At 49.0% G+C, this 21,632-nt stretch carries 37 protein-coding genes and 1 tRNA gene; 10 read left to right on the top strand and 28 right to left on the bottom strand.

Annotation, left to right across the window (positions count from 1 at the left end; genetic code table 11):
* Nucleotides 1-2 precede the first annotated feature (2 nt).
* The 7 genes from BLR50_RS05640 to BLR50_RS05610 form a co-directional block, all read right to left on the bottom strand.
* Complete coding sequence (locus tag BLR50_RS05640) at nt 3-257, bottom strand: hypothetical protein (protein ID WP_092639428.1); 255 nt, start codon at nt 255-257, stop codon at nt 3-5.
* 2 nt (nt 258-259) lie between these two features.
* The gene (locus BLR50_RS05635) at nt 260-1,039 is read right to left on the bottom strand and encodes a rolling circle replication-associated protein (protein WP_143008053.1); all 780 of its coding nucleotides are present in this window, start codon (nt 1,037-1,039) and stop codon (nt 260-262) included.
* Nucleotides 1,040-1,408: 369 nt separating this feature from the next.
* On the bottom strand, nt 1,409-1,720 hold the full coding sequence (locus BLR50_RS05630) for a hypothetical protein (protein ID WP_092639424.1): 312 nt from the start codon (nt 1,718-1,720) through the stop codon (nt 1,409-1,411).
* Nucleotides 1,717-2,016 (bottom strand): hypothetical protein, encoded by a 300-nt coding sequence (locus BLR50_RS05625; RefSeq protein WP_092639421.1) that lies wholly within the window; start codon nt 2,014-2,016, stop codon nt 1,717-1,719. Before BLR50_RS05625 ends, BLR50_RS05630 begins: the two co-directional genes overlap by 4 nt.
* A complete protein-coding gene (locus BLR50_RS05620) occupies nt 2,013-2,234 on the bottom strand; it encodes a hypothetical protein (protein WP_092639419.1) in 222 nt (73 codons plus the stop codon). Before BLR50_RS05620 ends, BLR50_RS05625 begins: the two co-directional genes overlap by 4 nt.
* A 176-nt stretch (nt 2,235-2,410) precedes the next feature.
* Complete coding sequence (locus tag BLR50_RS05615; protein WP_092639417.1) at nt 2,411-2,701, bottom strand: hypothetical protein; 291 nt, start codon at nt 2,699-2,701, stop codon at nt 2,411-2,413.
* The gene (locus BLR50_RS05610; protein ID WP_092639415.1) at nt 2,692-2,910 is read right to left on the bottom strand and encodes a hypothetical protein; all 219 of its coding nucleotides are present in this window, start codon (nt 2,908-2,910) and stop codon (nt 2,692-2,694) included. The genes BLR50_RS05615 and BLR50_RS05610 overlap by 10 nt, the downstream gene beginning before the upstream one ends.
* Nucleotides 2,911-3,019: 109 nt before the next feature.
* Between BLR50_RS05610 and BLR50_RS05605 the strand changes: the two genes are divergently transcribed.
* Nucleotides 3,020-3,262, top strand: coding sequence for a KTSC domain-containing protein (locus BLR50_RS05605; protein ID WP_341465409.1), 243 nt, complete (start codon nt 3,020-3,022; stop codon nt 3,260-3,262).
* Here the strand turns inward: BLR50_RS05605 and BLR50_RS14260 are convergent.
* From BLR50_RS14260 to BLR50_RS05600, 3 genes are all read right to left on the bottom strand, one after another.
* Nucleotides 3,259-3,423, bottom strand: a complete 165-nt coding sequence (locus tag BLR50_RS14260; RefSeq protein WP_143008052.1) for a BC1881 family protein — start codon at nt 3,421-3,423, stop codon at nt 3,259-3,261. The two genes, BLR50_RS05605 and BLR50_RS14260, sit on opposite strands and share 4 nt — an antisense overlap.
* A 115-nt stretch (nt 3,424-3,538) precedes the next feature.
* Nucleotides 3,539-3,694 (bottom strand): hypothetical protein, encoded by a 156-nt coding sequence (locus BLR50_RS14445; protein WP_162840332.1) that lies wholly within the window; start codon nt 3,692-3,694, stop codon nt 3,539-3,541.
* On the bottom strand, nt 3,688-3,864 hold the full coding sequence (locus BLR50_RS05600) for a helix-turn-helix domain-containing protein (RefSeq protein WP_092639411.1): 177 nt from the start codon (nt 3,862-3,864) through the stop codon (nt 3,688-3,690). Before BLR50_RS05600 ends, BLR50_RS14445 begins: the two co-directional genes overlap by 7 nt.
* Nucleotides 3,865-4,154: 290 nt before the next feature.
* Here BLR50_RS05600 and BLR50_RS05595 point away from each other — a divergent pair, with 290 nt between their 5' ends.
* The 4 genes from BLR50_RS05595 (at nt 4,155) to BLR50_RS05580 (ending at nt 7,851) form a co-directional block, all read left to right on the top strand.
* On the top strand, nt 4,155-4,493 hold the full coding sequence (locus tag BLR50_RS05595) for a helix-turn-helix domain-containing protein (protein ID WP_092639409.1): 339 nt from the start codon (nt 4,155-4,157) through the stop codon (nt 4,491-4,493).
* A complete protein-coding gene (locus BLR50_RS05590; protein ID WP_092639407.1) occupies nt 4,471-4,887 on the top strand; it encodes an ImmA/IrrE family metallo-endopeptidase in 417 nt (138 codons plus the stop codon). The genes BLR50_RS05595 and BLR50_RS05590 overlap by 23 nt, the downstream gene beginning before the upstream one ends.
* Nucleotides 4,888-4,961: 74 nt before the next feature.
* A complete protein-coding gene (locus BLR50_RS05585; protein WP_205408672.1) occupies nt 4,962-6,374 on the top strand; it encodes an SNIPE associated domain-containing protein in 1,413 nt (470 codons plus the stop codon).
* A 25-nt stretch (nt 6,375-6,399) separates the two neighbouring features.
* Nucleotides 6,400-7,851, top strand: coding sequence for a recombinase family protein (locus BLR50_RS05580; RefSeq protein ID WP_092639405.1), 1,452 nt, complete (start codon nt 6,400-6,402; stop codon nt 7,849-7,851).
* On the opposite strand, the gene BLR50_RS05575 is transcribed toward BLR50_RS05580, so the two are convergent.
* Both BLR50_RS05575 and BLR50_RS05570 read right to left on the bottom strand, forming a co-directional pair.
* A tRNA-Met gene (locus BLR50_RS05575) sits at nt 7,830-7,906 on the bottom strand. The two genes, BLR50_RS05580 and BLR50_RS05575, sit on opposite strands and share 22 nt — an antisense overlap.
* Before the next feature lie 194 nt (nt 7,907-8,100).
* Entirely contained in the window at nt 8,101-8,751 is a 651-nt protein-coding gene (locus tag BLR50_RS05570; protein ID WP_092639403.1) for a D-sedoheptulose-7-phosphate isomerase, read from the bottom strand.
* A gap of 241 nt (nt 8,752-8,992) precedes the next feature.
* Between BLR50_RS05570 and BLR50_RS14695 the strand changes: the two genes are divergently transcribed.
* The 3 genes from BLR50_RS14695 to BLR50_RS05560 all read left to right on the top strand — a co-directional run bounded on the left by BLR50_RS14695 (nt 8,993) and on the right by BLR50_RS05560 (nt 10,300).
* The gene (locus BLR50_RS14695; RefSeq protein ID WP_242871698.1) at nt 8,993-9,679 is read left to right on the top strand and encodes a rhodanese-like domain-containing protein; all 687 of its coding nucleotides are present in this window, start codon (nt 8,993-8,995) and stop codon (nt 9,677-9,679) included.
* 134 nt (nt 9,680-9,813) lie between these two features.
* On the top strand, nt 9,814-9,957 hold the full coding sequence (locus tag BLR50_RS14440) for a hypothetical protein (protein ID WP_162840331.1): 144 nt from the start codon (nt 9,814-9,816) through the stop codon (nt 9,955-9,957).
* Nucleotides 9,941-10,300, top strand: coding sequence for a YccF domain-containing protein (locus tag BLR50_RS05560; RefSeq protein ID WP_092639401.1), 360 nt, complete (start codon nt 9,941-9,943; stop codon nt 10,298-10,300). Before BLR50_RS14440 ends, BLR50_RS05560 begins: the two co-directional genes overlap by 17 nt.
* A 67-nt stretch (nt 10,301-10,367) precedes the next feature.
* Here BLR50_RS05560 and BLR50_RS05555 read toward each other — a convergent pair whose 3' ends face one another.
* From BLR50_RS05555 to BLR50_RS05495, 13 genes are all read right to left on the bottom strand, one after another.
* Nucleotides 10,368-10,991: a DUF47 domain-containing protein gene (locus tag BLR50_RS05555; RefSeq protein WP_092639399.1), complete on the bottom strand. Its 624-nt coding sequence runs from the start codon at nt 10,989-10,991 to the stop codon at nt 10,368-10,370.
* Between the two features lie 37 nt (nt 10,992-11,028).
* Entirely contained in the window at nt 11,029-12,081 is a 1,053-nt protein-coding gene (locus BLR50_RS05550; RefSeq protein ID WP_092639397.1) for an inorganic phosphate transporter, read from the bottom strand.
* 241 nt (nt 12,082-12,322) lie between these two features.
* A complete protein-coding gene (locus BLR50_RS05545; protein WP_092639395.1) occupies nt 12,323-12,580 on the bottom strand; it encodes a zinc ribbon domain-containing protein in 258 nt (85 codons plus the stop codon).
* 23 nt (nt 12,581-12,603) lie between these two features.
* Nucleotides 12,604-12,912, bottom strand: a complete 309-nt coding sequence (locus tag BLR50_RS05540; protein WP_092639393.1) for a carboxymuconolactone decarboxylase family protein — start codon at nt 12,910-12,912, stop codon at nt 12,604-12,606.
* A gap of 51 nt (nt 12,913-12,963) precedes the next feature.
* The gene (locus tag BLR50_RS05535) at nt 12,964-13,206 is read right to left on the bottom strand and encodes a hypothetical protein (protein ID WP_092639391.1); all 243 of its coding nucleotides are present in this window, start codon (nt 13,204-13,206) and stop codon (nt 12,964-12,966) included.
* 19 nt (nt 13,207-13,225) lie between these two features.
* Nucleotides 13,226-13,477 (bottom strand): TfoX/Sxy family protein, encoded by a 252-nt coding sequence (locus tag BLR50_RS05530; RefSeq protein ID WP_092639389.1) that lies wholly within the window; start codon nt 13,475-13,477, stop codon nt 13,226-13,228.
* 19 nt (nt 13,478-13,496) lie between these two features.
* On the bottom strand, nt 13,497-14,087 hold the full coding sequence (locus BLR50_RS05525; RefSeq protein ID WP_092639564.1) for a TetR/AcrR family transcriptional regulator: 591 nt from the start codon (nt 14,085-14,087) through the stop codon (nt 13,497-13,499).
* A 103-nt stretch (nt 14,088-14,190) separates the two neighbouring features.
* Complete coding sequence (locus BLR50_RS05520; RefSeq protein ID WP_092639387.1) at nt 14,191-14,706, bottom strand: shikimate kinase; 516 nt, start codon at nt 14,704-14,706, stop codon at nt 14,191-14,193.
* Between the two features lie 38 nt (nt 14,707-14,744).
* Nucleotides 14,745-15,620, bottom strand: coding sequence for a shikimate dehydrogenase family protein (locus tag BLR50_RS05515; RefSeq protein ID WP_162840330.1), 876 nt, complete (start codon nt 15,618-15,620; stop codon nt 14,745-14,747).
* A 61-nt stretch (nt 15,621-15,681) separates the two neighbouring features.
* Nucleotides 15,682-16,164 carry an LURP-one-related/scramblase family protein gene (locus BLR50_RS05510; RefSeq protein WP_092639383.1) on the bottom strand — a complete coding sequence of 161 codons (483 nt, stop codon included), beginning with the start codon at nt 16,162-16,164 and terminating at the stop codon, nt 15,682-15,684.
* 120 nt (nt 16,165-16,284) lie between these two features.
* Nucleotides 16,285-16,842 carry a GNAT family N-acetyltransferase gene (locus BLR50_RS05505; RefSeq protein ID WP_092639381.1) on the bottom strand — a complete coding sequence of 186 codons (558 nt, stop codon included), beginning with the start codon at nt 16,840-16,842 and terminating at the stop codon, nt 16,285-16,287.
* A gap of 379 nt (nt 16,843-17,221) precedes the next feature.
* Nucleotides 17,222-17,665 carry a ribose 5-phosphate isomerase B gene (rpiB, locus tag BLR50_RS05500; protein WP_092639379.1) on the bottom strand — a complete coding sequence of 148 codons (444 nt, stop codon included), beginning with the start codon at nt 17,663-17,665 and terminating at the stop codon, nt 17,222-17,224.
* A gap of 38 nt (nt 17,666-17,703) precedes the next feature.
* On the bottom strand, nt 17,704-18,054 hold the full coding sequence (locus BLR50_RS05495; RefSeq protein WP_092639377.1) for a hypothetical protein: 351 nt from the start codon (nt 18,052-18,054) through the stop codon (nt 17,704-17,706).
* 391 nt (nt 18,055-18,445) lie between these two features.
* Here BLR50_RS05495 and pyk point away from each other — a divergent pair, with 391 nt between their 5' ends.
* Nucleotides 18,446-20,185: a pyruvate kinase gene (gene pyk, locus BLR50_RS05490; protein WP_092639562.1), complete on the top strand. Its 1,740-nt coding sequence runs from the start codon at nt 18,446-18,448 to the stop codon at nt 20,183-20,185.
* 328 nt (nt 20,186-20,513) lie between these two features.
* Here the strand turns inward: pyk and BLR50_RS05485 are convergent, their stop codons facing one another.
* Together BLR50_RS05485 and BLR50_RS05480 are read right to left on the bottom strand one after the other, a co-directional pair.
* The gene (locus BLR50_RS05485; RefSeq protein WP_092639375.1) at nt 20,514-20,909 is read right to left on the bottom strand and encodes a putative toxin-antitoxin system toxin component, PIN family; all 396 of its coding nucleotides are present in this window, start codon (nt 20,907-20,909) and stop codon (nt 20,514-20,516) included.
* Nucleotides 20,893-21,168, bottom strand: coding sequence for an AbrB/MazE/SpoVT family DNA-binding domain-containing protein (locus BLR50_RS05480; RefSeq protein WP_092639373.1), 276 nt, complete (start codon nt 21,166-21,168; stop codon nt 20,893-20,895). Before BLR50_RS05480 ends, BLR50_RS05485 begins: the two co-directional genes overlap by 17 nt.
* A 107-nt stretch (nt 21,169-21,275) precedes the next feature.
* Between BLR50_RS05480 and BLR50_RS14435 the strand changes: the two genes are divergently transcribed.
* Nucleotides 21,276-21,428, top strand: a complete 153-nt coding sequence (locus tag BLR50_RS14435) for a hypothetical protein (RefSeq protein ID WP_162840329.1) — start codon at nt 21,276-21,278, stop codon at nt 21,426-21,428.
* A gap of 16 nt (nt 21,429-21,444) precedes the next feature.
* On the opposite strand, the gene BLR50_RS05475 is transcribed toward BLR50_RS14435, so the two are convergent.
* Nucleotides 21,445-21,632, bottom strand: a 188-nt coding sequence (locus BLR50_RS05475) for a transposase (protein ID WP_205408671.1), incomplete at its 5' end; no start/stop codon positions are given.

Below are 21,632 nucleotides of genomic sequence, written 5' to 3'. Positions count from 1 at the left end.
CGCTACTCCAGTTTCATCTGCTCTGGGGGCGGGTCTGTTTCCGGTAGCACCGATACCACAACATTTACCCAGCCGAGGCAGAAATCCATAAAAGCCTGCTTCTCCGGCCGGGGCTCCAGCTTTCCGATGGTTCTCATCACCCACAGCCGCACCTGATCCGCAGGGACGCCGTTATGTAGGTTTATGCTGATTTTCCCAAGAATGAAATCGAACAGGAAGGCGTAAGCCTTGTGCAGGTCTGCATGGGTATATTCCAACCTCAACACCGCCGTTTCTTCTTGTTATTGCCCGCTCTGGGCGTTTCGATGACATAGGAATACGCCATGTATGGATTTCCCGCGCTGTCGCAGCCCTTCACCCAGTCCGGCAGCAGCCGGTAGCCCTTGGGGGCCTTCGGATCTCCGCAGGATACCTTACTGATAATCTTCGGCGGGAACTCCTTTGGCTTCTCAAGGTTTCGGCTGCAGCTCCAGCGCTTGGCATGCTTGCGGCGGGGCTCCTTGGCGTTGTCCTGCTCTTGGGGTGTGGCGTTCTTCTTGCGGGAGGACTTTTCATCCGTGGTGAGATATACAGCGAGGTCTTTGTAGCTGTAACAGTCATCCAGAATAGACACCTGCGTTCGTCCATGCTCCCACAGCTCGAACAGATCTTCGATGGGCATGTTATTCAAGATGAGGTGATGATGCCATTTGCCCTGATGCTCGGTGATGAGGATGTATTTGAGCTCCGGTAGGCCGTGCTCTCTGCGGTACTTCCTCACAGCACGGATGAGCTTCTCAATCTCTTTTTTGGCCTCCTGCTCGGTGACCTCCTTCTGATGGCAGAAGGTAGCGAACAGGTCTTTATTCTTATGGCTGAAATTCGTGTTAATCAACCTTACCAGTTTCTTTCTGGCATGGACCGTGTTCAGCTCCTCCTGCTTCTCCGGGGTGGGGCTTTGGTTTGGACTCCTCACCAGCTGCTTACCGATATGGGGGGCGAAGTACTGTTCTATCTCTACAAGGTTCCCGCTGACAATCTTCTTTTCAATGAATGGCACGTCCTTTTCCTTACCTTTCATTTTTATACTTTCCGTATAGCCATGACGATAAGTTAATTTTATTTACGGGGAACAAAAGCCGCGGTGGCTTTTGACAAACCCTTGCATTCATGCCATATTTGTGGTATACTTTTGTTATGAATATGGCATTGCCTTATCGTATAGCAGGACAGCTTGTATGAGTTTTCGAGGCTTCAATACAAGCTGTTTTTTCTACAAACCGTTATTTTGTTGTTGACACTGATTGATGCTTCTCGTACAATAATGATGAAACCTTTAACCTTGCGCCATGCTGGAGTTGCCGCTCCACAGGGCGCTATTTCTTTTGCAGAACTGAGAACACAAATGCGTCCATTCTCCTCTCTTTCTTCAGATATTCTTTACGGCGGGTCTGCTCTTGCTGCTGTCCGGCCAGCTTGTGGCAACTGCTTTGACAGAGGGGCTTGCGTTCCGGGCAATCCTTACAGCATCCGTTTTGCATGAAAACACCTGCCTGTCCACTTTGAGATTCCGCGGCCGCCCATAACGGGTATTGGCGTCGACGCGTTTGCCGTAGCGAATGCGCTCGAGTAAATCACCGGGAAATAGCGCCATGATGAAGCACACCAACGGGGTAAGAAGGAGAATCCATCCAACAAGGATCATCAGGGTTATGTAGGCGTCTACCAGTTCGTTGTTCATCGGGCGGCCTCCTTAGCATCATCATGTTCGGTCCTCTCAGCCTGCGTTGCCATAATCGCCTTAACCTTTTCACACGCCGAAATCAGGACATCAATACTTTTAGGGTCGTGAAAGTAGAATGATACCGGCGCCTCCCGTACGTTGGTTACTATAGGTTTGCACTTTTCGCCGATTGGGTGCGCTTTTGCTGGTACAAGTCCAATAACTCCGGTATCTTTATTGCCTCCGAAGTGGATGTTAACATCCCCTGAACCAAGTTCAATCTGCACCCGTCCGCGGTCAAATAACATACTCATACGTCTTTTGCTCCTTGTTTGACACGCTCACATCCGTGAAGCTTCCGCTTAATCTCTTCCACATCGGGGGTCAGATACAGTGTACAGGTGTTACCGTCCGGCAGATTCCGGCTGATATACAGCCTTATGGTGCCGAGTTCCTCGACGGTAGGAGGTAGCAGAGTTCCGTCAACCAGGCGGCACAGCTCGTGCTTAATTGCCTCTGCCAGCAGGTTCACATTAACACTCCCTTTCGTAACGCTCACATTGAGGTTTGTTCATGGGCTTATATCTCTTGCCTTCATCGCAATCGACACAAGGATTCGGCCTCAGTCTGTTGTTTCGTTCCGGTGCGACAGGGCAGAATTCAAGCTTCGCGCAGCTATTACACCAGCAGCGGCAACAATCACGGGGTTCAATCTTCATTGACTTTCTCACTTCCTTCCGCTGCGTTCTTATTGGGTTCTCCGGTATATGGGCTCATACCCTGCTTTTCGAGCGCGGCGCCAATACGGCGGCGCATGTAACAATCGGCCATCTGCCAGTACAGCGTCCATACTAACAGCGGATTTGCCGAGGTTGAGGATATGACGTATGTGCACCCGCTCTCGGTGGGCTGGTAATCGGTAAGAAAGTGGTACTGCCCGCTGTCGTCGTCATAGGCATATGCCAGGGGGCCGGCAATGGCGATAATCTTCAACTGCATCTGCGAATCACCAGATTAGCAATCGTGTAGCCGTTCTTGCTGATGGAACCTTCCAACGGCTGAACTTCACATTCATCACACATGGACAGCATGATAGAACAAACAAAATCATCGTCGTTCTCGAGCGGCAGGTCGGCGCTGGTGAGCTTTCGTTTGCCGCCCGCGAAGATGCGCTTGAGGTAGGCTTCAAAATCAGGTTTCTTTGACATACCGAGGCTCCTTTCTGGGTACATATTTCGTGGTTGTCCTATATAGGAACTTGAGTAATCCGCTTGGCGGCTTTTTACTGGAATATTTTGTTGCACCCTCCATCGACGCATGGTATTATTTAGTCGAAAGGAGGTGAAGAAGAATATGCTTATGCATCCAGTTTCCTCATCAGATCTCAGTTCTGTAGGATATGAAAACGGAACTTTGGTGATAAGGTTTAACTCCGGCGGAACCTACCAATACACAGGGGTTCCACTGAGCGTTTATCAGGGCTTAATGAATGCACCTTCGCACGGTCAATACTTCCATGCTTACATTAAGAATTCGTACCCCTACACACGAATTGGCTAATCCGTAACGACCATGATTAGGGCAGGGCCACTGTCGGAAATTTGATTTTCCCCCACTGTGGCTGTATACGCTTCATACGGCTCTGCCACAATCTTTTGCACGCCCTCTCTTTTTGAGAGTTCAGTAACAAGGTCACAGGTTTTGATTGTACTTAGATCCATTCTTTTTCACCCTATTTCTTACCACCCGCTCGGCGGGCTTTTTTAATGTCCCTTTAAACGGACAACAATTGTGCTACGCTCAAATTTGCCGGATCTCTGCAGTTGACTGCAAAAGCTACTTTACGAAGGTAAAAGCACCGTTCTTACTCTCCGCTACCTGCTCGACAACCTTTCGGATAAACTCAGCAAAAACCTTTTCGTCACATTCTTTGTAAACATAGGTCATTACCCCGGTTTCGAGATTCATTTTTCCGCTTACTGGTACTAACATGCTGCCTTCCCTCCGCTTTCCTCAAGAAGTGCTGAAAGGTTATCTTCCTTAATCCTCCATACCCCGCCTACCTTGCTGGCCTTGAGCTTTCCCTCTCGAATCCATTCACGCACGGTGTAAGGCGTAAGTTTCAGCCTGTCCGCTACCTCTTTTACTGTAAGTAATCCCATATTTTTCACTTCCTCCTATTGCTTTTTGTTATTATTTGTGGTAAATTGTTAGTCGTAGGACACAGGCAGCCTGTTTTACACACGACAATTGCAGTTGCCGTAAGGCCGCCTGTCCCATCTCTCTCAAAACCCTCAAAACGCATAAATTCTCTTTTCCATAACAACGCTAATGTTATGGCTTGTTCTTTATATGTCTTTGTGGGTTTGTGTTAAGTATAATCCAACATATGCGGGAAGTCAATAGAAAAATATCATTCAATTGTGGTATTTTGAAAAGGTAGTGCTATTTTATGGATTTTATCGAACGTATTGAATCGCTTATTGCCTTAAAGTCAACCACCAAAAAGAAAATGTTGGAGGATTTATCTTTAAATAAAAATAGCTTTGCGACTTGGCGTGAACGCGGAACGATACCTTCCGCAGACGTCATTCTTAAAATTGCTAACTACTTCGATGTTTCTACTGACTATCTGCTAGGAAATGCATCAAAAATTGAATCATCTACTGACGATATAAAATTTGCTCTTTTTGGAACCACTCAAATTGACGATGAAGTACTAGATGAAGTTAAGCGTTTCGCCAAGTATATAAAGGACAAAAAAGAAAATGGAGACAAAGACAGTTTATAAAATTGCTGAAGATAATAAAGTGTCGATAAACTTTTTCCCCCTACCTCGGAGTAAGGCTCTATCCATATGCTGTGATGATGGTTCCTGCCATATTGCAATTGATCCCGCTCATATAACGGGCGAGGCCGATGAAAAGGTAAAGGTATGCCATGAACTCGGCCACTGCATAACCGGAAGCTTTTACTATGAGAGTAACTACTGCGATGTTTACGGCCGGCATGAATACCGGGCCAACAAATGGGCGTTTAAGCAGCTTATACCGCAGGACGAATTATTTTCAGTGGTGGAGCGCGGCATAGTGTCCCCGTGGGAACTGGCTGATTACTTTGGTGTTACTGAGGGATTTATTCGGAAGGCTTGTGACTACTACCTTTCAATAACCCCCATGGCATAAAAATAAGCCCTGCCGGGCAGGCAGGGCTTATAATAGTAACTTAAGCGAAAAACAACATCATGGAGGGTATGACAATGGGATTGTTTGGCCAATCAAAAGCTAATAAAGAAAATGAAGCATTGAAGGCTAAAATTCAGGAGCTTGAAAACATGCTCTCACCGGAACAGCAGAATATAGAGAAAATTCAAGCTGAAATTTCCAGACTACAAACCAATAAAAACAATCTGGAAAATGAGTTTAGGGTTCTCGGTTCTCAATATACACAATTTCAAACGGACTTCAGCACCAAAAAGGGCCAGGTTATGCAGCTTGATAATCTTGTTTCTGAAATTTCAAGGCTTCAAAATAGTAAAAATGACCTTGAAAAGGAAGTAGCTGACCTCAGCGCTCAAGTCGAGCAGCACCTTAAGGATATTGCAGATAAAAAGGCGTGCATTGTTGATCTGGATGACGAGGTAACACTGCAGGAGGTTTCTTTATATAAGCCAGTATTTTCTTTTACAAAAGCAACTGAATACCAGGAAAGATTAGCAGTTATCCGAGAAGACCAAAAGAGAATGATTAGCAATGGCACTTTCGCCATTTTACCGCCGTATTTCACTTTGGACGGCAGTGCTGCGAAGGGTAAAAAACTAATTTCGGATACGGCAAAACTTGTTGTGAAGTGCTTTAATTCTGAATGTGATTCCTTGGTTGAAAATGTTAAATTCAATAATGTAGATAAGTCTATTGAGAGAATGCGTAAAGTATTCAATGACATTAACAAACTTGTAAAGTCTTTTCAAATGGAGTTGAGTACCGCATATCTCGGTTTAAAAATCAGGGAAATAACACTAGCCTTTGAATATGCCCAGAAGAAGCAGCAGGAGAAAGAAGAATTAAGGCAAGCAAGAGAAGAACTCAGAGAGCAACAAAAGCTTGAGCAGGAAATTAGAATGGCGAGGGAAAGAATAGCAAAGGAACGTAAACACTTTGCAAATGCCATTAAGGATTTACAATTAAAAGCTGACCATGCTGATTCAGATTCTAGGCCCGAGATAGAGGCCAAACTTGCAGAACTCCAAGAAAAAATGGTGCAGCTTGACGCCGAAGAAAAGACAGTGGATTATCGGGAACAAAACGCAAAAGCAGGTTATGTCTATGTTATTTCTAACATTGGAGCCTTTGGCGAGAATGTATTTAAAATCGGAATGACCAGAAGGCTGGAGCCTATGGATCGTGTCGACGAGCTCGGCGATGCTTCTGTGCCGTTTAAATTCGATGTACATGCATTAATCTTCTCTGATAACGCTCCTGAATTGGAAGCAAAACTGCACCAGCGCTTTTATAAAAATCGCATAAACAAAATTAACGACCGTAAGGAATTCTTTAAAGCTGACATTGATGAGATTGAAGCTGTTATAAAGGAAAACTACGATAAGGTAGTTGACATCGAAAAGATACCTGCGGCCGAACAATACCGTGAAAGTTTAATCATTGTGGATTAGCTGATACCCTGAAAGGTGATGTAAAATGAACTCCGGTTTAAGAGCCGCAATATATGCACGGTATTCCACCAATAAGCAAGACGAAATAAGCATTGAAGCCCAAGTTAGGGCCTGCCGTGAATACGCGGCTGGGCATGGCCATGTCGTAGTAAAAGTATATTCCGATGAGGCTATCAGCGGCAAAGGCTCCAAAACGACTAGCCGTAAGCAATACCAGGCATTGATCAAGGATTGCGCAAACCACATGTATGATATTGTACTTGTTCACAAGTATGATAGAATCGCCCGGAATGTTGGTGAACATGTTAACTTAGAATTGAAACTGGCCGAGGGCGGAGCCTCGTTAATCGCGGTAGCGCAGGACTTCGGTCAATCAAAAGAAGCAAAAATCATGAAAACCATGATGTGGGCTCTTTCGGAATATTACATCGATAATCTTTCAGAAGAGGTGACAAAGGGTCATAAGGAAATTGCCTTTCAGGGCCTTCATAATGGCGGTGTCGCCCCATTTGGCTATGACATAGTTGACCAAAAATATATAATTAACCAAGCAGAAGCAGTATATGTTCGAAAAATGTTCCGCTGCGCAATCAACCGTGAGGGGTTTGTTGAACTGGTAAGGGAAATGGATGATAACGGAATCATCGGTAAGCGCGGCAAACCGATGAAGTATACTCAGATTTATGAAATACTTCGTAACGAGAAATATGCCGGTGTTTACGCATATAGCCCCAAGGAAGAGAAAGACCGTTCTCTCCGCAGAACAAAGCCGAATGCAATACGACTTGAAAATGCTATTCCGCCAATCGTTGATAAGGCTACATTTGATGAGGTGCAAAGAATTATGGACGAAAGAAAGCAAACAGGTAAAAAATCCGATTATCTCTGTCGCGGTCTTGTATACTGTGGTAACTGCGGTGCTAAGATGTACGGCAGCAAAACTCAGCGAAAAGGTCATGAGTATCTGATTTACTATTGCTCCGGTAAATGCGGCATGGGCATTGTTCGCATGGAGGATATAGACCGTTCCGTAAAACAGTACCTGCATTCTATACTTTCAGACAAAAACCAAAAACTAATCAATGAAGCCCTTCAAAATTATGCGAAGGGTGAAAAAGACCGTATAGAAAAATACAATGCCGATGTGCGCCAGCAAATCGAAGAGAAGCAAACCCAAATTGATAATTACATGCGGGCTCTCGGCAGCAGTGTGCTTCCCACCGATATAATAGCGGACATCGGCAATAAAATAACGGTATTAAAAAATAGTATCAAAGAGCTTTCAGAAGCTCCATTACCTAAAGATTATACGATAGCTCAGGTTTCCGATTGGCTTCAAAGCCTAAAGATCAGCGTAGATGAACGTAAAACAGTGGAACTTCTAGTTTCTCGTATAGAAGCAACTAAGACCGAGATAAACGTATTTTCAACGCTTAACTCAGTCTTAGGTGAAACTGGTTGCGGAGGTGGGACTTGAACCACACGACCTTCGGGTTATGAGCCCGACGAGCTACCAACTGCTCCACTCCGCGATATAAAATTGGCGCAATCTCAAGGTTTGGAAACTATCCCTTCCCTAGAGTGCCCTATTATAATATCACAGCGGCAGTATTATGTCAAGCGCTTTTTATCGTCGCTTTTGTAATCCTCATCAGGAAATTACTTCTTTAAGGTTCACGCAATAATATCGCAGCATTTCACTACTATAATAACAGAACCCGAAATGTTACTCCTCAAACATCTCCGATTCCACATACAGCCCCATCAGGTTGCACACCGCCAGATGCTCCTCCTGAATGCGGTACTTCTCCTGCCCGGGTACGATGATACTGCAGTCGGCCAGCGAAGCAAGCCTGCCGCCGTCCCGCCCCGTAAGCGCAATGCCGCCGGCGCCAAGCGTCTTGGCCGTCATCATGGCAAAGCAGACATTCTGCGCGTTGCCCGACGTGCAGATGCCCAGCAGCACATCCCCCGGCTTGGCGTATCCCAGCACCTGCTGCGCGTAAATCAGGGTTAGCTCCGCTTCGTTTGAAAGCGCCGAGCATAACGTTCCGCTCCCGCTCAGCGCAATCGCCGGCAGCGCCCCCTGCAGGGTTTCGGCCAGCATCTCCCCTGTCTCGCCGTACGCATCCGTAAACCGCTTTACCTCTGTTTTAGGCAAATGCCGCCTGAGTGTGAAGGATTTCATCAGCGCACCCGCAATGCGCTCGGAATCCGCACAGCTGCCGCCGTTGCCGCACACCAGCAACTTGTTCCCCGCCCGAAAGGCGGAAATCAGCAACTCGCAGGCTGCAACAATCTCGGGCCTTGCTGCCTCAAGGCCGGGGTGTCTGTTAAAAAAGTCTTCGGTTAAACGTGCCGTTCTCTCTTTTATCATGCAGCATATTCTCCTGTGTCAAACGCTCAAAAATAGTATTATTATAGCAATAATAGGACAATTTCGCCCTTTTTGCAATAGTTTTATCGAAAGTTTCGGAATCGTTTCCAAAAATTCTAAAGCTCTTAGCGTAAGCTCCTCCTGCTCATTGACATCCCCGCCGCCGTTAGAACATAATAATAGATGCATTGTTGAAGAAAAAACCTGCCAATTGTCGTAATAGATATTAAAGGAGTTAGTCATGAAAAGATTATTGATTCACCTTGCCGCCGCGATGCTGCTGGTAACTGTACTGCTGTTTTCCGCCTGCTCCGGGGCTGAGGAGCCGAATATCGTATTCACCGGCGAGGTGCTGGAGGTCTACGACAAAGGCTTTCTCCTCTCCACCACCGAGCTCGACGGCACCGACAAGGTGAGCATCGGCTACGATAAGGGCATGAAGCCGCTCGATTTTAACCTGCTCGTCGGCCAGACGCTGCAGGTAACCGTGCTGCGCCAGATGCGCGAGAGCTACCCGGTGCAGGCCACGGCCGTAAAGGTGCGGCTAGTGCAGGATGTGCAACAAGCCCCAGCCACAGCGGGTGAAAGTACTGTGGATGAGCTTTCGCGCTCGGTAGTACCGGTGAAGATCACCCCGGAAGAGGCGAAGCGCATGATGGACGAGGAGAGCGGTGTCGTTATCCTCGATGTGCGCACCAAAGAGGAGTTTGACGCGGGGCATATCAAAGGCGCTGTGCTGCTGCCCGATACCGAGGTTGCCGATAAGGCCGCCGAGCTGCTGCGGGATAAAGACGCGCCGATTCTCATCTACTGCCGCACCGGCCGGCGAAGCGCACTGGCGGCAAAAACGCTCGCGGGATTAGGCTATACCCGTATTTACGACTTCGGCGGCATCGTCGACTGGCCGTATGAAACGGTAAAGGAATAACATCAGTGACACTAATACTAATCTCTCTTTAAAACCTTGCTAAAAATTTTTCGCAAAGAACCATAATTCAAGCTTTTTGCTCGATTTTTTAGAGGTTTTATAATCGCGATAAGTATAAGATAGGAGACAGTAGCGTGAAAAAACTTTCACGCTTGGAAAAAGGCACCTGCCGGTCAAAAGGTATGACCGGCATCCGCTGCGCGGCACGCGCCTTTTTCATTACTATTTGTGCCGCCACTTCGGCGGCGGAATGGAGTTTAAATGAGTTGTCTGGGTAACATTCTGTGGTTCATCTTTGGCGGTTTTATCTTAGGCATCAGCTGGTTTATCGAGGGGCTGTTGTGGTGCATCTCGATTGTCGGCATCCCCATCGGGGTGCAGTGCTTTAAGTTTGCAAAGCTTGCGTTCTTCCCCTTCGGTAAGGAGGTTCGCTACGGCGGCGGGCCGGTTTCGCTGCTGGTAAACATCATCTGGATTATCATCGGCGCCATCCCGCTGGCCACCGAGGCTGCCATTCTGGGCTGCGTTTTCTGTGTCACCATCATCGGCATCCCGTTCGGGCTGCAGTGCTTCAAGTTTGCAAAGCTTGCGCTCATGCCGTTCGGCGCATCGGTGGATTAGCTGCAACAGATCAATACGCCCCCGCGTTTTTTAAAAACGCGGGGGCGTATTTCGTTTGATTATATGATTAAGAGTTCTTCATGATAACGCTTTCAACCACATCCGCAACATCCTCGCAGGCGTCGCAGCACTTTTCAAGGCGCTCGAAGGTCTCGGTCCAGCCGATAATCTCTATCGGGTTGTGGCTGCTCGAATAAAGGGCGTGAACCGCCTCGGTGTACAGCTTGTCGCCCACCTCTTCCAGGTAGTTCACCTGCACCAGATGCGTGTGTATCGTCTCGGATTTGCGGAAGTGCGTAAACTCCTTCATCATCTCTTTCAGCTCGTCGCAGCACTTTACAATCGTCTCCGAAAATTCCAGTGCCTCGGGCAGGATGGCCGGAATATTGTACATATAAATGCGCATGAGCACATCCTCAATGGCGTCGGTAACGTTATCAATCTGCTGTGCCAGCGCCATAATATCCTCGCGCTCAATGGGGGTGATGAACTCCTTAACGAGCTTGCTCATCAGGTCGTGCTTCTCAAGGTCGGCGGTATGCTCAATGTGGTGCATATGCTGCATCTTCTCGGGCAGTGTGGCCGTATCAAAGTTGGTAAGCACCTCGTGCAGGTTGCGAGCGGCCTCGCAGGAAAAGTCCACCATCTTTACGAATATCTCAAAATAGTTGTTATCCTTATTCTTCGCCATGATGCTTTATCTCCTTTTCACTTTATACTTATTCCAATCAGAACAGCCACATAAACAGCCAGGTCATCAAAAACGCAATCAACCCGCATCCCGGGAAGGTAAGTACCCAGGTAAGCACCATTTCCTTCACAACGGCCCAGTTTACATTCTTAATGCTTTTAGCGGCACCAACGCCCATAATAGCGGTGGTTTTGGTGTGGGTGGTGCTTACGGGAATACCGGTAACCGACGAGAGCAGCAAACAGCCTGCCCCCGCAAGGTCGGCCGAAAAGCCCTGATACTTCTCAAGCTTCACCATGTCCATGCCAACCGCCTTGATGATGCGGTAACCGCCTATCGAGGTGCCAAGGCCCATTACCGCCGAGCAAAGAATCATCAGCCACAACGGGATGGTAAAGCTCGTCACATCGCTTCTCCCCTGTGCCAGAAAGATCCCCAGCAGAAATACGCCCATAAACTTCTGCCCGTCCTGCGCGCCGTGCATAAACGCCATCGCGGCGGCGCCGGCAACCTGTGCGTTTTTAAAAAAGCCCTGTGTCTTGCGCCGGTCTATCCGGCGGCAGATAAGCTCGGTGAGCTTTACCGCCACCCAGCCCATCGCGAAGCCTAAAAATGTTGAAAGCACCAAGCCGTAGATAACCTTCATCCATTCCGCGCCGTTGATGCCGCTGAGGCCTCCCTGAAGAGCAATCGCCGCGCCCGAGATGCCCGCAATCAGCGCATGGCTTTCGCTGGTGGGAATACCGAACCACCATGCCGCGGTGGCCCACAGCACAATGGCAAACAGCGCCGCACACAGCGCAATCAGCGACTCCTTCGGGTCGCCGTGAAAATCCACCATGTTATAGATGGTTTGAGCAACCTTTGCATTAACCATTGTCATAAAAAGTACGCCCAAAAAGTTAAACACCGCCGCCATCAATATCGCCGCGCCCGGGTTCATCGAGCGGGTGGAGATGCAGGTGGCAATGGCGTTGGGCGCGTCAGTCCAGCCGTTTACCAATATCACGCCGAGCGTGAGCAGCACGGTAATCAGCAGCGCAGGGTTTGTCAGCAACTGTGATACAAATTCGCCCAAGGAAATTGTCATTCAAATATCCGCGCCTTTCTTGTTTACTAAGTTTTTTCAAACTCTTTACCTGCGTTTTTCATCCTTTATATCTTTAATTTACGCAATTTTTATTGTATCATGTTTGCGAGTTCCGTTCAATAGACGGCATGACACAACAAACCTGTTTTCGACGAAATCTTTTTACGAATTATGCTCGGTTTCGAGCTTCTAAAAAGAAAAAGGCCCGCCAAAAGCGGAGCCTGTTAATTCAATTTACCGGCTATATTTCTCTTTCCTCAACCCGGTCCTTCCACGCGGGCAGCCTTGCAAGGGTTCGCATCGCAACCCCGCGCGCGGCCTTTTCATCCAGCCCCTGTGTTTTCATTAAAAAATGAACGGTGCCCTCCAGCTTTTCGGGGTAGGACTGCATTGAGCCGTCCTCCCGCGCGCAATAAACACAGTAATCCTTTGTTTCATCGCCCATAGCAAAATCAGCGGCCTTGGTCATCGGCATACCGCACGCAATACAGGTTTTCATATCGGTCTATCCTTTCTTTGTATTTAAGCGTTCTCAAAGGCCTCCAGCGCGGGCACAAGGCAGGTGGTAATCCCCTTCACCCCGCAAACGGTTAAGGTCAGCAGGATGGTATCGCGAATCTCCTCCCGCTTAGCCCCCTCCGCCTTCGCCATGGGTACATGAGCGGCCACCGCGGCGGGTTCCCCCTGTGATGCTTTAATACCGATATAGAGCAGCTGGCGGGTTTTTGCGTCCAGCCCGTCACCGGCCGATACCGCGGCAATCAGCCCGTTAAACGCATCACATGCCTGCGGAGCCTCCTGCCGAAATACCTCAAACGGATTTTTTGTCATGTTACAATCCCCTCTCACTGTCGAAAATATTGTTTTAAACAACAGGCATTATCAATACCTGTTATGGCTCCTGCTCAACCGGTGAGCGCCGCATCGGTGCTCATAGATATCCACACCAAGGCTTTCAAGCCCCTTTTTTCCCTGCTCGGTAAGCGTATACACGGTGGCCTTTCCACCGTCCCGCTCCAGCCAGCCGAGCATCAGCAGGCTTTCAAACAGGCGGTTGCCCAGCGTACCGCCCAGATGCCCGTAGCAAGCCCGCGCGCTCAGCACCTTTCTTTCAGAATCGTCCATATCAACCCTCCGCATTATTCTACAAGCTCCTGAAGAACGCCTTCAGTTCCTGCTTTGTGCTTTCAGAAAGGCTTACGTCCTTCACCCCGTCCACCGCGCCCTGAATACCATACAGCATGCGAATGCACGCGGTGGGGTCAATCAGCTTCACGCGCACAAACGCCTCTTTCGCGCCTACCGCCCTCAGCTCTTCCGGTGTCGTAATTCCGGCCTGAACCAGAAGCCCTTCTAAAACGCTGCCCACGTTGGGCAGTGCGGATAGCGACCCCATAACAGCCAACCTTCCCTTCCTAATCCTTGTTGCCTACAAGGCTCATATAATGGTCGATCAATACCTCGCCATAGCGTGGGATAATACCGCCCCCCGGCGCAAACAGATCGCTGTTTGAAAGGTAGTAGTGCAAAAGCCCCGCCCATGTATTGAACAGCAGGCAGGGTGGGATGTTCTTTACCTTACCCGCCGCAATCTCCTCCGCCGCCGCCTCGCTGAAATGCAGCGATATTGCCGACTGTATGCCTACCCATGTATCCCTTACCGCCTGCGGCAGCAATCGGCTCTCGGTTACCAGCCGCGTATAAAACGCCTCATCCTCCCCAATGCTTTCAAGATGCGCCCTCAGCACCGCGTTAAGCCCCGCCTTGCTGTCGGCAAGCTGATGTGTCCGCATGGCAAGCTCGCCGCCGAATGCCTCCACCACCTCGGTAATCAGCGCCTCCTGCGTGGAAAAGTGCACAAACACCGTGCCGTGCGATACCCCCGCCGCCTGTGCAATATCTGACATTCGGGTGTTCATAATCCCTTTTTCGGCAAAAACCCTTTGCGCCGTTTGCAGCAGCAGCTGTTTTGTCTGCTCCTTCTGTTCTTCCCGTTTTGTTCTCATTTTCACTGACTCCACAGTCATTGATTTTATAGTCATTATATCTGATTTATTATCCTCTGTCAACAGAAAAAAGGCGGATTGCTCCGCCTTTTTGATGGGTTTACTATTTCAATTTGTGTATAATCTCATCCACAACATCCGAAAGCAGCTTCTTTGAGCCGTCTACGGAAAAATCGCTGCGCGCGCGGTAAATGCCGCGGCGGTAGTTATAAAGCTTCAGCAGCTCCTCGTCGGTTCGGGTTGCGGCTAAAGGGCGGCTTTTGTCGTTTTTAATACGGCTTAAGCACACCTCAAACGGCGTATCCAAAAACACCAGGTTGAATTTGGAAGCCGCCAGCTGATATACCGCATCAGTAAGAATAAACCCTCCGCCGCTGGAGATTACGGCAGAGAAATTCTTCATCAGGTCAAATGTTATTTGGTGCTCAAGTGTTCTAAAATAGGCCTCGCCGCGTTTTGCAAAGATGTCGGCCACGCTCATGCCTTCGCGCTCTTCAATGTACTTGTCAGTATCAAGAAAAGGGTAGTTCAACTCGCGGGCAAGCGCTGTGGCAACGGAGGTTTTTCCGCTGCCCATAAAGCCGGTAAGCATAATACGGTTATCTTTCACCGCTGCCACCTCAACCTTTTACGTTATTTACAGATGATGTTATAATTCTACAAGATAAACCTTAGCTCGTCAACCGTTTCCAGCAGTTCTTTTTCAGAAAAAACCGCATGATACCAGAATTGTTGCGCCTCTGCCGCCTGCCAAACAAGCATCGGCAGCCCGTTTAGCACCCTCTTGCCCATCAAAGAGGCCTTTTCGCAAAGGGCAGTCTGCACGGGATTATAGATTTCGTCAAATACCGCCTTGGTCTTTGCTATCAGATTGTCGCTGAATGGGCATTCGTCGATATTGGGGTACATTCCGCAGGGGGTGGCGTTGATCAGCAGATCAAACGGCTCGTCGAGCGTATTCAGCACCGCGGTACGCACCTTCGGCTCTGCCGAAAGGCGTTTGAGTGAATGCACCAGCGCCTCGCCCTTTTGCAGCGAGCCCTGCCGCACCGCGATGGTAACGCTGCCGCCCTTTAAAACAATCTGCGTGGCAAGCATACCCGCGGTGGCACCCGCACCCGCAATGCAGATATTGCCCGTAAACGAGGTGTTTAACAGCTCAAAGCTCTTGATTACCCCGGCAATATCGGTGTTATGCCCCAGCCGCTTGGGCCGTGTGCTGCCGTTTATCGTGGCTAAACCGTCAGCTACGGCACATTCCTCCACCGAAACGGTGTTTACCGCCTCAAACCGCATGGCCTCCTCGGTCATTCCGTCAAGGTAGGGGATGATGCGCTGCTTATAGGGCATCGTGACATTAAACCCGTCAAGCTCAAACAACGGGCCTGCCTTTTGGGCAAACTCCTCCGGCTTAATGGGGATGGCGGTATATTCGGCATCCACGCCGGTAAGGGCAAACAGCTTTTGGTGCAGCACGGGTGAAAGCGTGTGCTCCAGCGGGTGGCCTATTACCGCGTAACGTTTCTTCTCCATCATCATACCCCCTTTTAGGGTGTACTGTTACCGATATTCGTATGCGCGCAGACAGGGTTTATTAGTGATGATCATCATTATGCAGGCAGTTATCAATGGCGATAACCAGCGCGCAGAAGAAGGCCGCGTTGCTGTTATCGGGAATCTCAAGCCTGTAGCAGTCGGTAAACGCAAAGAGCTGCTTGCTGATGCTGCCGATCAGCCCGCCGTTTAAATAGATATCAAAGCACATGCTGAAGAAATCGCCGTTAATTGTAATGCTGCCATAGCTGCAGTCGATGTTCAGCTTCGGCGTAAAGAGCGAAAGCTCCTTGTTTACCACCGCGCACTGACGCCCCTGCTCGTAGATGTAATACTGCGGCAGAAAGCGAAACAGCTGGCGTTCGATATAATACAGCTCCTGCCCCTGAAGATTATACAGATACAGCTTGGCACCGATGGTAAACACCCTGCCCTGCACCTCAAATATGGGGTTTTCGTATTCATCGCAGATGCGGTAGCTGTCGGCGAACGAGAAAAAGCGCTGACGGATATATAGTGTCATAATAATCGTTTATCCTTTCAAAGCTAAACAAATTGTTCCCTGCACCGCCCGCCGCAATACCGGTTCGGCGTTTTTTTTGCAGCAATACTCTCCGGAAGATATATATTACATCAAAATAAATTATCGCAGATATTCATCTTTTAAAGCGGCGTACATCTTTACATCCTCAAGGCCCCGATTGGAACGGTATTTCTGGCGCGCAAGCCCTTCATAGTGCATACCCGCCTTCTCCATCACCCGCCCCGAGCCCGGATTATCCACCGAGTGATAGGTCTCCATGCGGTTAAACCCAACCTGCGAAAACGCATAGCATAAAACGGCACTCAAAGCCTCGGTCATATATCCGCTGCCCCAGTACCGCTGCCCCAGGCAGTAGCCCACATCGGCACACGCATCGTGCTCATTTATTGTAACCAGCCCGATTGCCCCAATCAGCTCACCGGTTTCCTTTAGTGTAATTGCCCACTGGTAAAACGCGGGGTTGGAATACTGCGAAATCCAGGTTTCAATCAGCTTTCGGGTTTCCTCAACGTCCTTGTGGGCCTGCCAGCGCATGAAAAGGCTTACCCGCGGGTCGCTCATCCATACATCGTACGCCTCCCGCACATCGCTTACATGAAACCGCCTCAGCACCAAACGCTCGCTCTCAATCTGTACTGTACCCTTATGTGTAAGCATTTACTGTTTCTTCCTCCGCTATACCGTGGCTTACCATATACATTACTAGAAAAGCCGCTTAAAATCAAGAAATTTGTCGAATTCATTGAAGTATTTACAAAAATATAACGAAATTAACACACAAAATACTGCAAGCAGTGAAAATTGCTCTCAGATGGCAGAATTTCTACGATTGCGGATTAAACATATATACTAATATTATACAAAAATCAGCGGAGATGTAAATAGAGCAGGCCGCAAAGCCTGCTCTACAACAGTTATTTCTAAAGCCAAGCACCAAAGAAAAACACCAACGGGAGCGCTGTGCAATCACCCTCACCTGCTCCATAAAGCAGCAAAGGCGGGGATACTCTCCCCGCCTTTGCTGCTTTTATTCTGATTATTCCGGGAACTTCCCGTTTTCAATATCCTTGATGATGTTCACGCGGCGCTCGTGTCTGCCGCCCTCAAACTCCGCCTTTAAGAATTCCTCGGCAATCATCTTGGCAAGCTCGCTGCCCACAACCCTGGCACCCATCGCCAAGACGTTTGCGTCGTTGTGCAGGCGCGCGTACTTCGCGGTATACGGCTCGCTGCAGTTTACCGCGCGAATGCCCTTCACCTTGTTGGCCGCAAGCGAGATGCCGCAGCCCGTGCCGCACAGCACAATGCCCAGCGCGCACTCCCCCGAAGCCACCGCGTTTGCTACCCGGTAGCCCGCGATGGGGTAATCCTTCTCCATCCCGTAATCCTTTATGTCATACCCAAGCGTTTGGATGTATTCCATCAGTTGTTCCTTCAGTTCTACGGCGGTGTGGTCGCATGCTATTCCGATATTCTTCATAAAACCTCTTCACTTTCCATCCTTAATTAGAATTAAAACTAAACGAAATACATTTCGCCATTTATTTCTACCGGTACATTTTCCAGTGATAACTCAGCCTTCATACCACCGCAGAATTCAATCACCCTGCCAAAGTGTTCGGCTAAAACGTCCGTCTGACAATAAGCGAATACGATGGTACTTTTCTCTCTGAACCCCTTTCCTTCGGTTGTCACCCAATGGTTTAACACAGGCGATGTTGTCGCACCGTTAAAGCAGTCAAAGAACAACTGCGCGCAAGCTTTAACATACTCGGCGTTGTCGATGCTTTCACCTGAGCCATTAACTGTCGGAATGAATACAGATATATTACCTGATAGCTTAAAACTGTTTAACAACTTCTTGTCCATGCTCTGCCCTCTTGATTTTAAAGTTAATTTCAATGACTTTATTGCTCTGCACGCGAGAATACTATACTTAACGAATTCTTTAATTTAACTATACCACAAAACAACCAAAAGCTCAATCGGCCTTTAACGCAATTTGTACATTCCCGGATAACCATTTTTATTGACTGTACGCTCAAAATAGGGTATCATGATTTTAATTTCGATTTTTTTAAGGATATACCGATTAAATTGTAAGGCCGCGATATAAATCTGCAAAATCTATTGTTGCAACTGATATCATTTGGTTATAATACATCCGATATAAAGAGTAAGAATATGGCGTTTAAGCCAAATAAAGAAGTGGGCAGGCATGAGAGTACCCTTTCATGCTGCCGAAAGGATGGATAAGGCCATGCGCAAAACCAAGATTATCTGCACGCTCGGGCCGAGCACCAACACCGAGGAGATGCTCAAGGAACTGATTTTAGCCGGCATGGATGCCGCACGCTTTAACTTTTCGCATGGCGACCACACCTCTCACAAGGCCATGTTTGATATGCTGGTGAAGGTGCGTACCCAGCTTAACCGCCCGATACCCGCCATCCTTGATACCCGCGGCCCCGAAATCCGTGTAAAGAAGTTCAAGGCTGGCAAGGTACAGCTTTCGGCCGACCAGCAGTTCACCCTCACCACCCGCGAGATCGAGGGCGACCAAACCGCGGTTTCCATCACCTACGATAAGCTCTGCCGCGATATCCGCCCCGGCAGCACCGTGTTGATCGACGACGGCCTCATCGAGATGGAGGTTGAGCGCATCAACGGCAACGATATAATCTGCCGCGTAAAGAATGGCGGCCAGGTTTCGGATAACAAGGGCATCAATGTGCCCGGCACCCAGCTTTCCATGCCCTATATCAACGAGCGCGACCGTCAGGATATCATCTTCGGCATCGAAACGGGGTTTGACTTTATCGCCGCCTCGTTCGTGCGCAGCGCCGACGACGTGCTTCAAATACGCAAGATTCTTGACGAGCACAACTGCCACAGCATCAACATCATTTCCAAGATCGAGAACCCGCAGGGCGTAGAGAACATCGATGAAATTATCCGCGTATCCGACGGCATCATGGTAGCGCGCGGCGATATGGGTGTCGAGATCCCGCTCGAGGATGTGCCCGTGCTGCAGAAGATGATTATTAAAAAGGTATACAACGCGGGCAAGCAGGTGATTACCGCCACCCAGATGCTTGACTCGATGATTAAAAACCCCCGCCCCACCCGCGCCGAGGCCACCGACGTGGCCAACGCCATCTACGACGGCACCAGCGCCATCATGCTTTCGGGTGAAACCGCGTCGGGGCTCTACCCCATCGAGGCGGTAAAAACCATGGCTCGCATCGCCGCCAAAACCGAGGACGACATCGACTATATCAAGCGCTTTAAGCACGCCGAGTTTGAGTCGTTCTCCGACGTTACCAACGCCATCTCGCACGCAACCTGCACCACGGCGCACGACCTTGGCGCCGCCGCCATCATCACGGTGAGCAAGTCGGGCAGAACGGTGCGCATGATCTCGAAATACCGCCCCAACTGCCCCATCATTGGCTGCAGCACCGAAGAGCACGTCTGCCGCCAGCTAAGCCTTTCGTGGGGTGTTGTGCCCCTTTTAATCGAGGAGCAGCGCAGCACCGACCACCTGTTTGAACACGCCGTTTCCGCCTCGCAGCAGGCAGGTTATGTCACCGACGGCGAGCTGGTGGTAATCACCGCGGGCGTACCCTTAGGCATCTCGGGCACCACCAACCTTATGAAGGTGCAGGTGGTAGGCCATGTGCTCGTTTCGGGCACCGGCGTTACCTTCGGCGCGGTGTGCGCAAACCTGTGCGTATGCGAAACCGAGGAGCAGGCGCTTAAAACCTTTAAGGAGGGCGATATCCTCGTCATCCCCCAAACCTCCAACAAGCTGCTACCCATCCTTAAAAAAGCGAGCGGCATTGTCACCGAGCTGCCCGGCCAGAACACCCACGCCGCCATCGTGGGCTTAAGCCTTGATATCCCCGTCATCGTAGGCGCCGAAAACGCCACCAAGATTTTAAAATCCGGCACCGTAGTAGCGATTGATTCGTCCAGAGGGATTGTTTCTTGTAACTAAGTTTAAACTGCATATTGTATATAAGGATAGCGGGCAGCCTGATGAGGGCTGCCCGCTTTCTATTTTACAAACAAATATCACAGGGGCCCCCGAACATCTCTCCCCCTCCCGCAAGCACAAGGTTACAAACTTTATGATTACTCGCTTGCGGGAGGGGTTAACGCCACCTAAGGGTGGCGCGGGGTGGGCTATTGCAGGCGACAGTACTGTCTTAGCGTCGTTCCTCATTCTTCTATCCCTCCAACCCAGAACAAAAAACGGGCAGGCGCAAGCCTGTCCGTTTTCAGATTTAGACAATCATCGGGTACTTTTAACCGATTATGCGGTATTAGTATTTTTCAAAGAAACCGGCTGGGCTGATAATCTCCGGCTTTTCCAATCCAAGCCCGTCAAAATCGCGGTCACCTGTAATAAATACATCCACGCCCTCCGTAATTGCGGAGTACAGAACGGGATAGTCCTTTTCGTCGCGTATGATAAAAAGCCCCGGCTTCGGCTGCTTTGGTGTATACACAAGCTCATAGGGAAGCTGGCTCAACAGCAAATCAACCGCTTCCTCTTTGCCCTTGAATTTTCTGCGTGTCACGTTCATCAATTCGTCAACAATATAGGAAGAAAGAACAAGCTGATGCCCGGTTATAATCTTGTCAATCAGCGCGTTCATGCGCTGGCCGGGAAACAGCAGCGCGGATAAAAGAACATTGGTGTCAATCATTACGCGCATGATTTTCCTCCCATATCTCACGGCGTACATCCTTCACCAAATTTACAACGTCCTGCTCTGTTTTCAGGCCCAGACGTTCCGCTTCCCCCGCAAAAGCGTTCTGCGCGCTTCTAAGGGAGATCATTGCGGCGTTATCAATAATGATTCGTCCGTTTTCCTCAAGAAAAATAACCTTGTCGCCGTCTCTTACGCCCAGCTTTTTGCGTATTTCGGCGGGAATCGTAATCTGTCCGCGTGTTGTTATTTTAGCAAGCTCCACAGTGGCGCCTCCTTCCGTGTTGCATTGAAATCAATGCATTTCTTACTATATTATACGCCACTATTTCAAAAACTACAACCGTTCGGAATCGGGAAAGGGCAACGGTCTTGTCCATTCCGCTTTCCTCTCCAACCCAAAATCAAAACCACCAGTTAAACTGGTGGTATGCACCAGCCCTAAAAGGGCATATTACTGGCACAGCGTCTCAAGACGCACTGAATGGTTCCGCCAACCGCATTACTATTACGGGCAGCCGCTAAAGCGGCTGTTCGTTTTTCATGCCTTTGTTTCCTTGCTACCCGTGAACGGGTCTATGTATTCTTTGAATGATATTTGATCTGAAGCTATGTCTTCTTGTAATTGGTTTTTGATATATTCTTCAATTACTTTTGCATTTCTTCCTACTGTATCAACATAATATCCTCTGCACCAGAAATGCCTGTTCCCATACTTATACTTCAAAT

The sequence above is a fragment of the Acetanaerobacterium elongatum genome, from assembly GCF_900103835.1.
Taxonomy (GTDB): Bacteria; Bacillota; Clostridia; order Oscillospirales; family Ruminococcaceae; genus Acetanaerobacterium; species Acetanaerobacterium elongatum.
The sequence above is the reverse complement of the archived record's forward strand: the minus strand, read 5'-3'. Positions and strand labels throughout refer to the sequence as shown.

Bases quoted from the DNA above. Each gene is read 5' to 3' on its own strand.
- BLR50_RS05540 (WP_092639393.1), bottom strand. From the start codon at position 12,912: ATGACAAAAAATCCGTTTGAGGTATTTCGGCAGGAGGCTCCGCAGGCA.
- BLR50_RS05525 (WP_092639564.1), bottom strand. From the start codon at position 14,087: ATGAGAACAAAACGGGAAGAACAGAAGGAGCAGACAAAACAGCTGCTG.
- BLR50_RS05560 (WP_092639401.1), top strand. From the start codon at position 9,941: ATGAGTTGTCTGGGTAACATTCTGTGGTTCATCTTTGGCGGTTTTATC.
- BLR50_RS05580 (WP_092639405.1), top strand. From the start codon at position 6,400: ATGAACTCCGGTTTAAGAGCCGCAATATATGCACGGTATTCCACCAAT.
- BLR50_RS05605 (WP_341465409.1), top strand. From the start codon at position 3,020: ATGGTATTATTTAGTCGAAAGGAGGTGAAGAAGAATATGCTTATGCAT.
- BLR50_RS05590 (WP_092639407.1), top strand. From the start codon at position 4,471: ATGGAGACAAAGACAGTTTATAAAATTGCTGAAGATAATAAAGTGTCG.
- BLR50_RS14445 (WP_162840332.1), bottom strand. From the start codon at position 3,694: ATGTTAGTACCAGTAAGCGGAAAAATGAATCTCGAAACCGGGGTAATG.
- BLR50_RS05495 (WP_092639377.1), bottom strand. From the start codon at position 18,054: ATGGACAAGAAGTTGTTAAACAGTTTTAAGCTATCAGGTAATATATCT.
- BLR50_RS05510 (WP_092639383.1), bottom strand. From the start codon at position 16,164: ATGACACTATATATCCGTCAGCGCTTTTTCTCGTTCGCCGACAGCTAC.
- BLR50_RS05630 (WP_092639424.1), bottom strand. From the start codon at position 1,720: ATGAACAACGAACTGGTAGACGCCTACATAACCCTGATGATCCTTGTT.
- pyk (WP_092639562.1), top strand. From the start codon at position 18,446: ATGCGCAAAACCAAGATTATCTGCACGCTCGGGCCGAGCACCAACACC.
- BLR50_RS05615 (WP_092639417.1), bottom strand. From the start codon at position 2,701: ATGCAGTTGAAGATTATCGCCATTGCCGGCCCCCTGGCATATGCCTAT.
- BLR50_RS05545 (WP_092639395.1), bottom strand. From the start codon at position 12,580: ATGAAAACCTGTATTGCGTGCGGTATGCCGATGACCAAGGCCGCTGAT.
- BLR50_RS05555 (WP_092639399.1), bottom strand. From the start codon at position 10,991: ATGGCGAAGAATAAGGATAACAACTATTTTGAGATATTCGTAAAGATG.
- BLR50_RS14695 (WP_242871698.1), top strand. From the start codon at position 8,993: ATGAAAAGATTATTGATTCACCTTGCCGCCGCGATGCTGCTGGTAACT.
- BLR50_RS05535 (WP_092639391.1), bottom strand. From the start codon at position 13,206: ATGGACGATTCTGAAAGAAAGGTGCTGAGCGCGCGGGCTTGCTACGGG.
- BLR50_RS05600 (WP_092639411.1), bottom strand. From the start codon at position 3,864: ATGGGATTACTTACAGTAAAAGAGGTAGCGGACAGGCTGAAACTTACG.
- BLR50_RS05485 (WP_092639375.1), bottom strand. From the start codon at position 20,909: ATGCGCGTAATGATTGACACCAATGTTCTTTTATCCGCGCTGCTGTTT.
- BLR50_RS05570 (WP_092639403.1), bottom strand. From the start codon at position 8,751: ATGATAAAAGAGAGAACGGCACGTTTAACCGAAGACTTTTTTAACAGA.
- BLR50_RS05625 (WP_092639421.1), bottom strand. From the start codon at position 2,016: ATGAGTATGTTATTTGACCGCGGACGGGTGCAGATTGAACTTGGTTCA.
- BLR50_RS05585 (WP_205408672.1), top strand. From the start codon at position 4,962: ATGGGATTGTTTGGCCAATCAAAAGCTAATAAAGAAAATGAAGCATTG.
- BLR50_RS05610 (WP_092639415.1), bottom strand. From the start codon at position 2,910: ATGTCAAAGAAACCTGATTTTGAAGCCTACCTCAAGCGCATCTTCGCG.
- BLR50_RS05515 (WP_162840330.1), bottom strand. From the start codon at position 15,620: ATGGAGAAGAAACGTTACGCGGTAATAGGCCACCCGCTGGAGCACACG.
- BLR50_RS14260 (WP_143008052.1), bottom strand. From the start codon at position 3,423: ATGGATCTAAGTACAATCAAAACCTGTGACCTTGTTACTGAACTCTCA.
- BLR50_RS05550 (WP_092639397.1), bottom strand. From the start codon at position 12,081: ATGACAATTTCCTTGGGCGAATTTGTATCACAGTTGCTGACAAACCCT.
- rpiB (WP_092639379.1), bottom strand. From the start codon at position 17,665: ATGAAGAATATCGGAATAGCATGCGACCACACCGCCGTAGAACTGAAG.
- BLR50_RS05530 (WP_092639389.1), bottom strand. From the start codon at position 13,477: ATGGGGTCGCTATCCGCACTGCCCAACGTGGGCAGCGTTTTAGAAGGG.
- BLR50_RS05595 (WP_092639409.1), top strand. From the start codon at position 4,155: ATGGATTTTATCGAACGTATTGAATCGCTTATTGCCTTAAAGTCAACC.
- BLR50_RS05505 (WP_092639381.1), bottom strand. From the start codon at position 16,842: ATGCTTACACATAAGGGTACAGTACAGATTGAGAGCGAGCGTTTGGTG.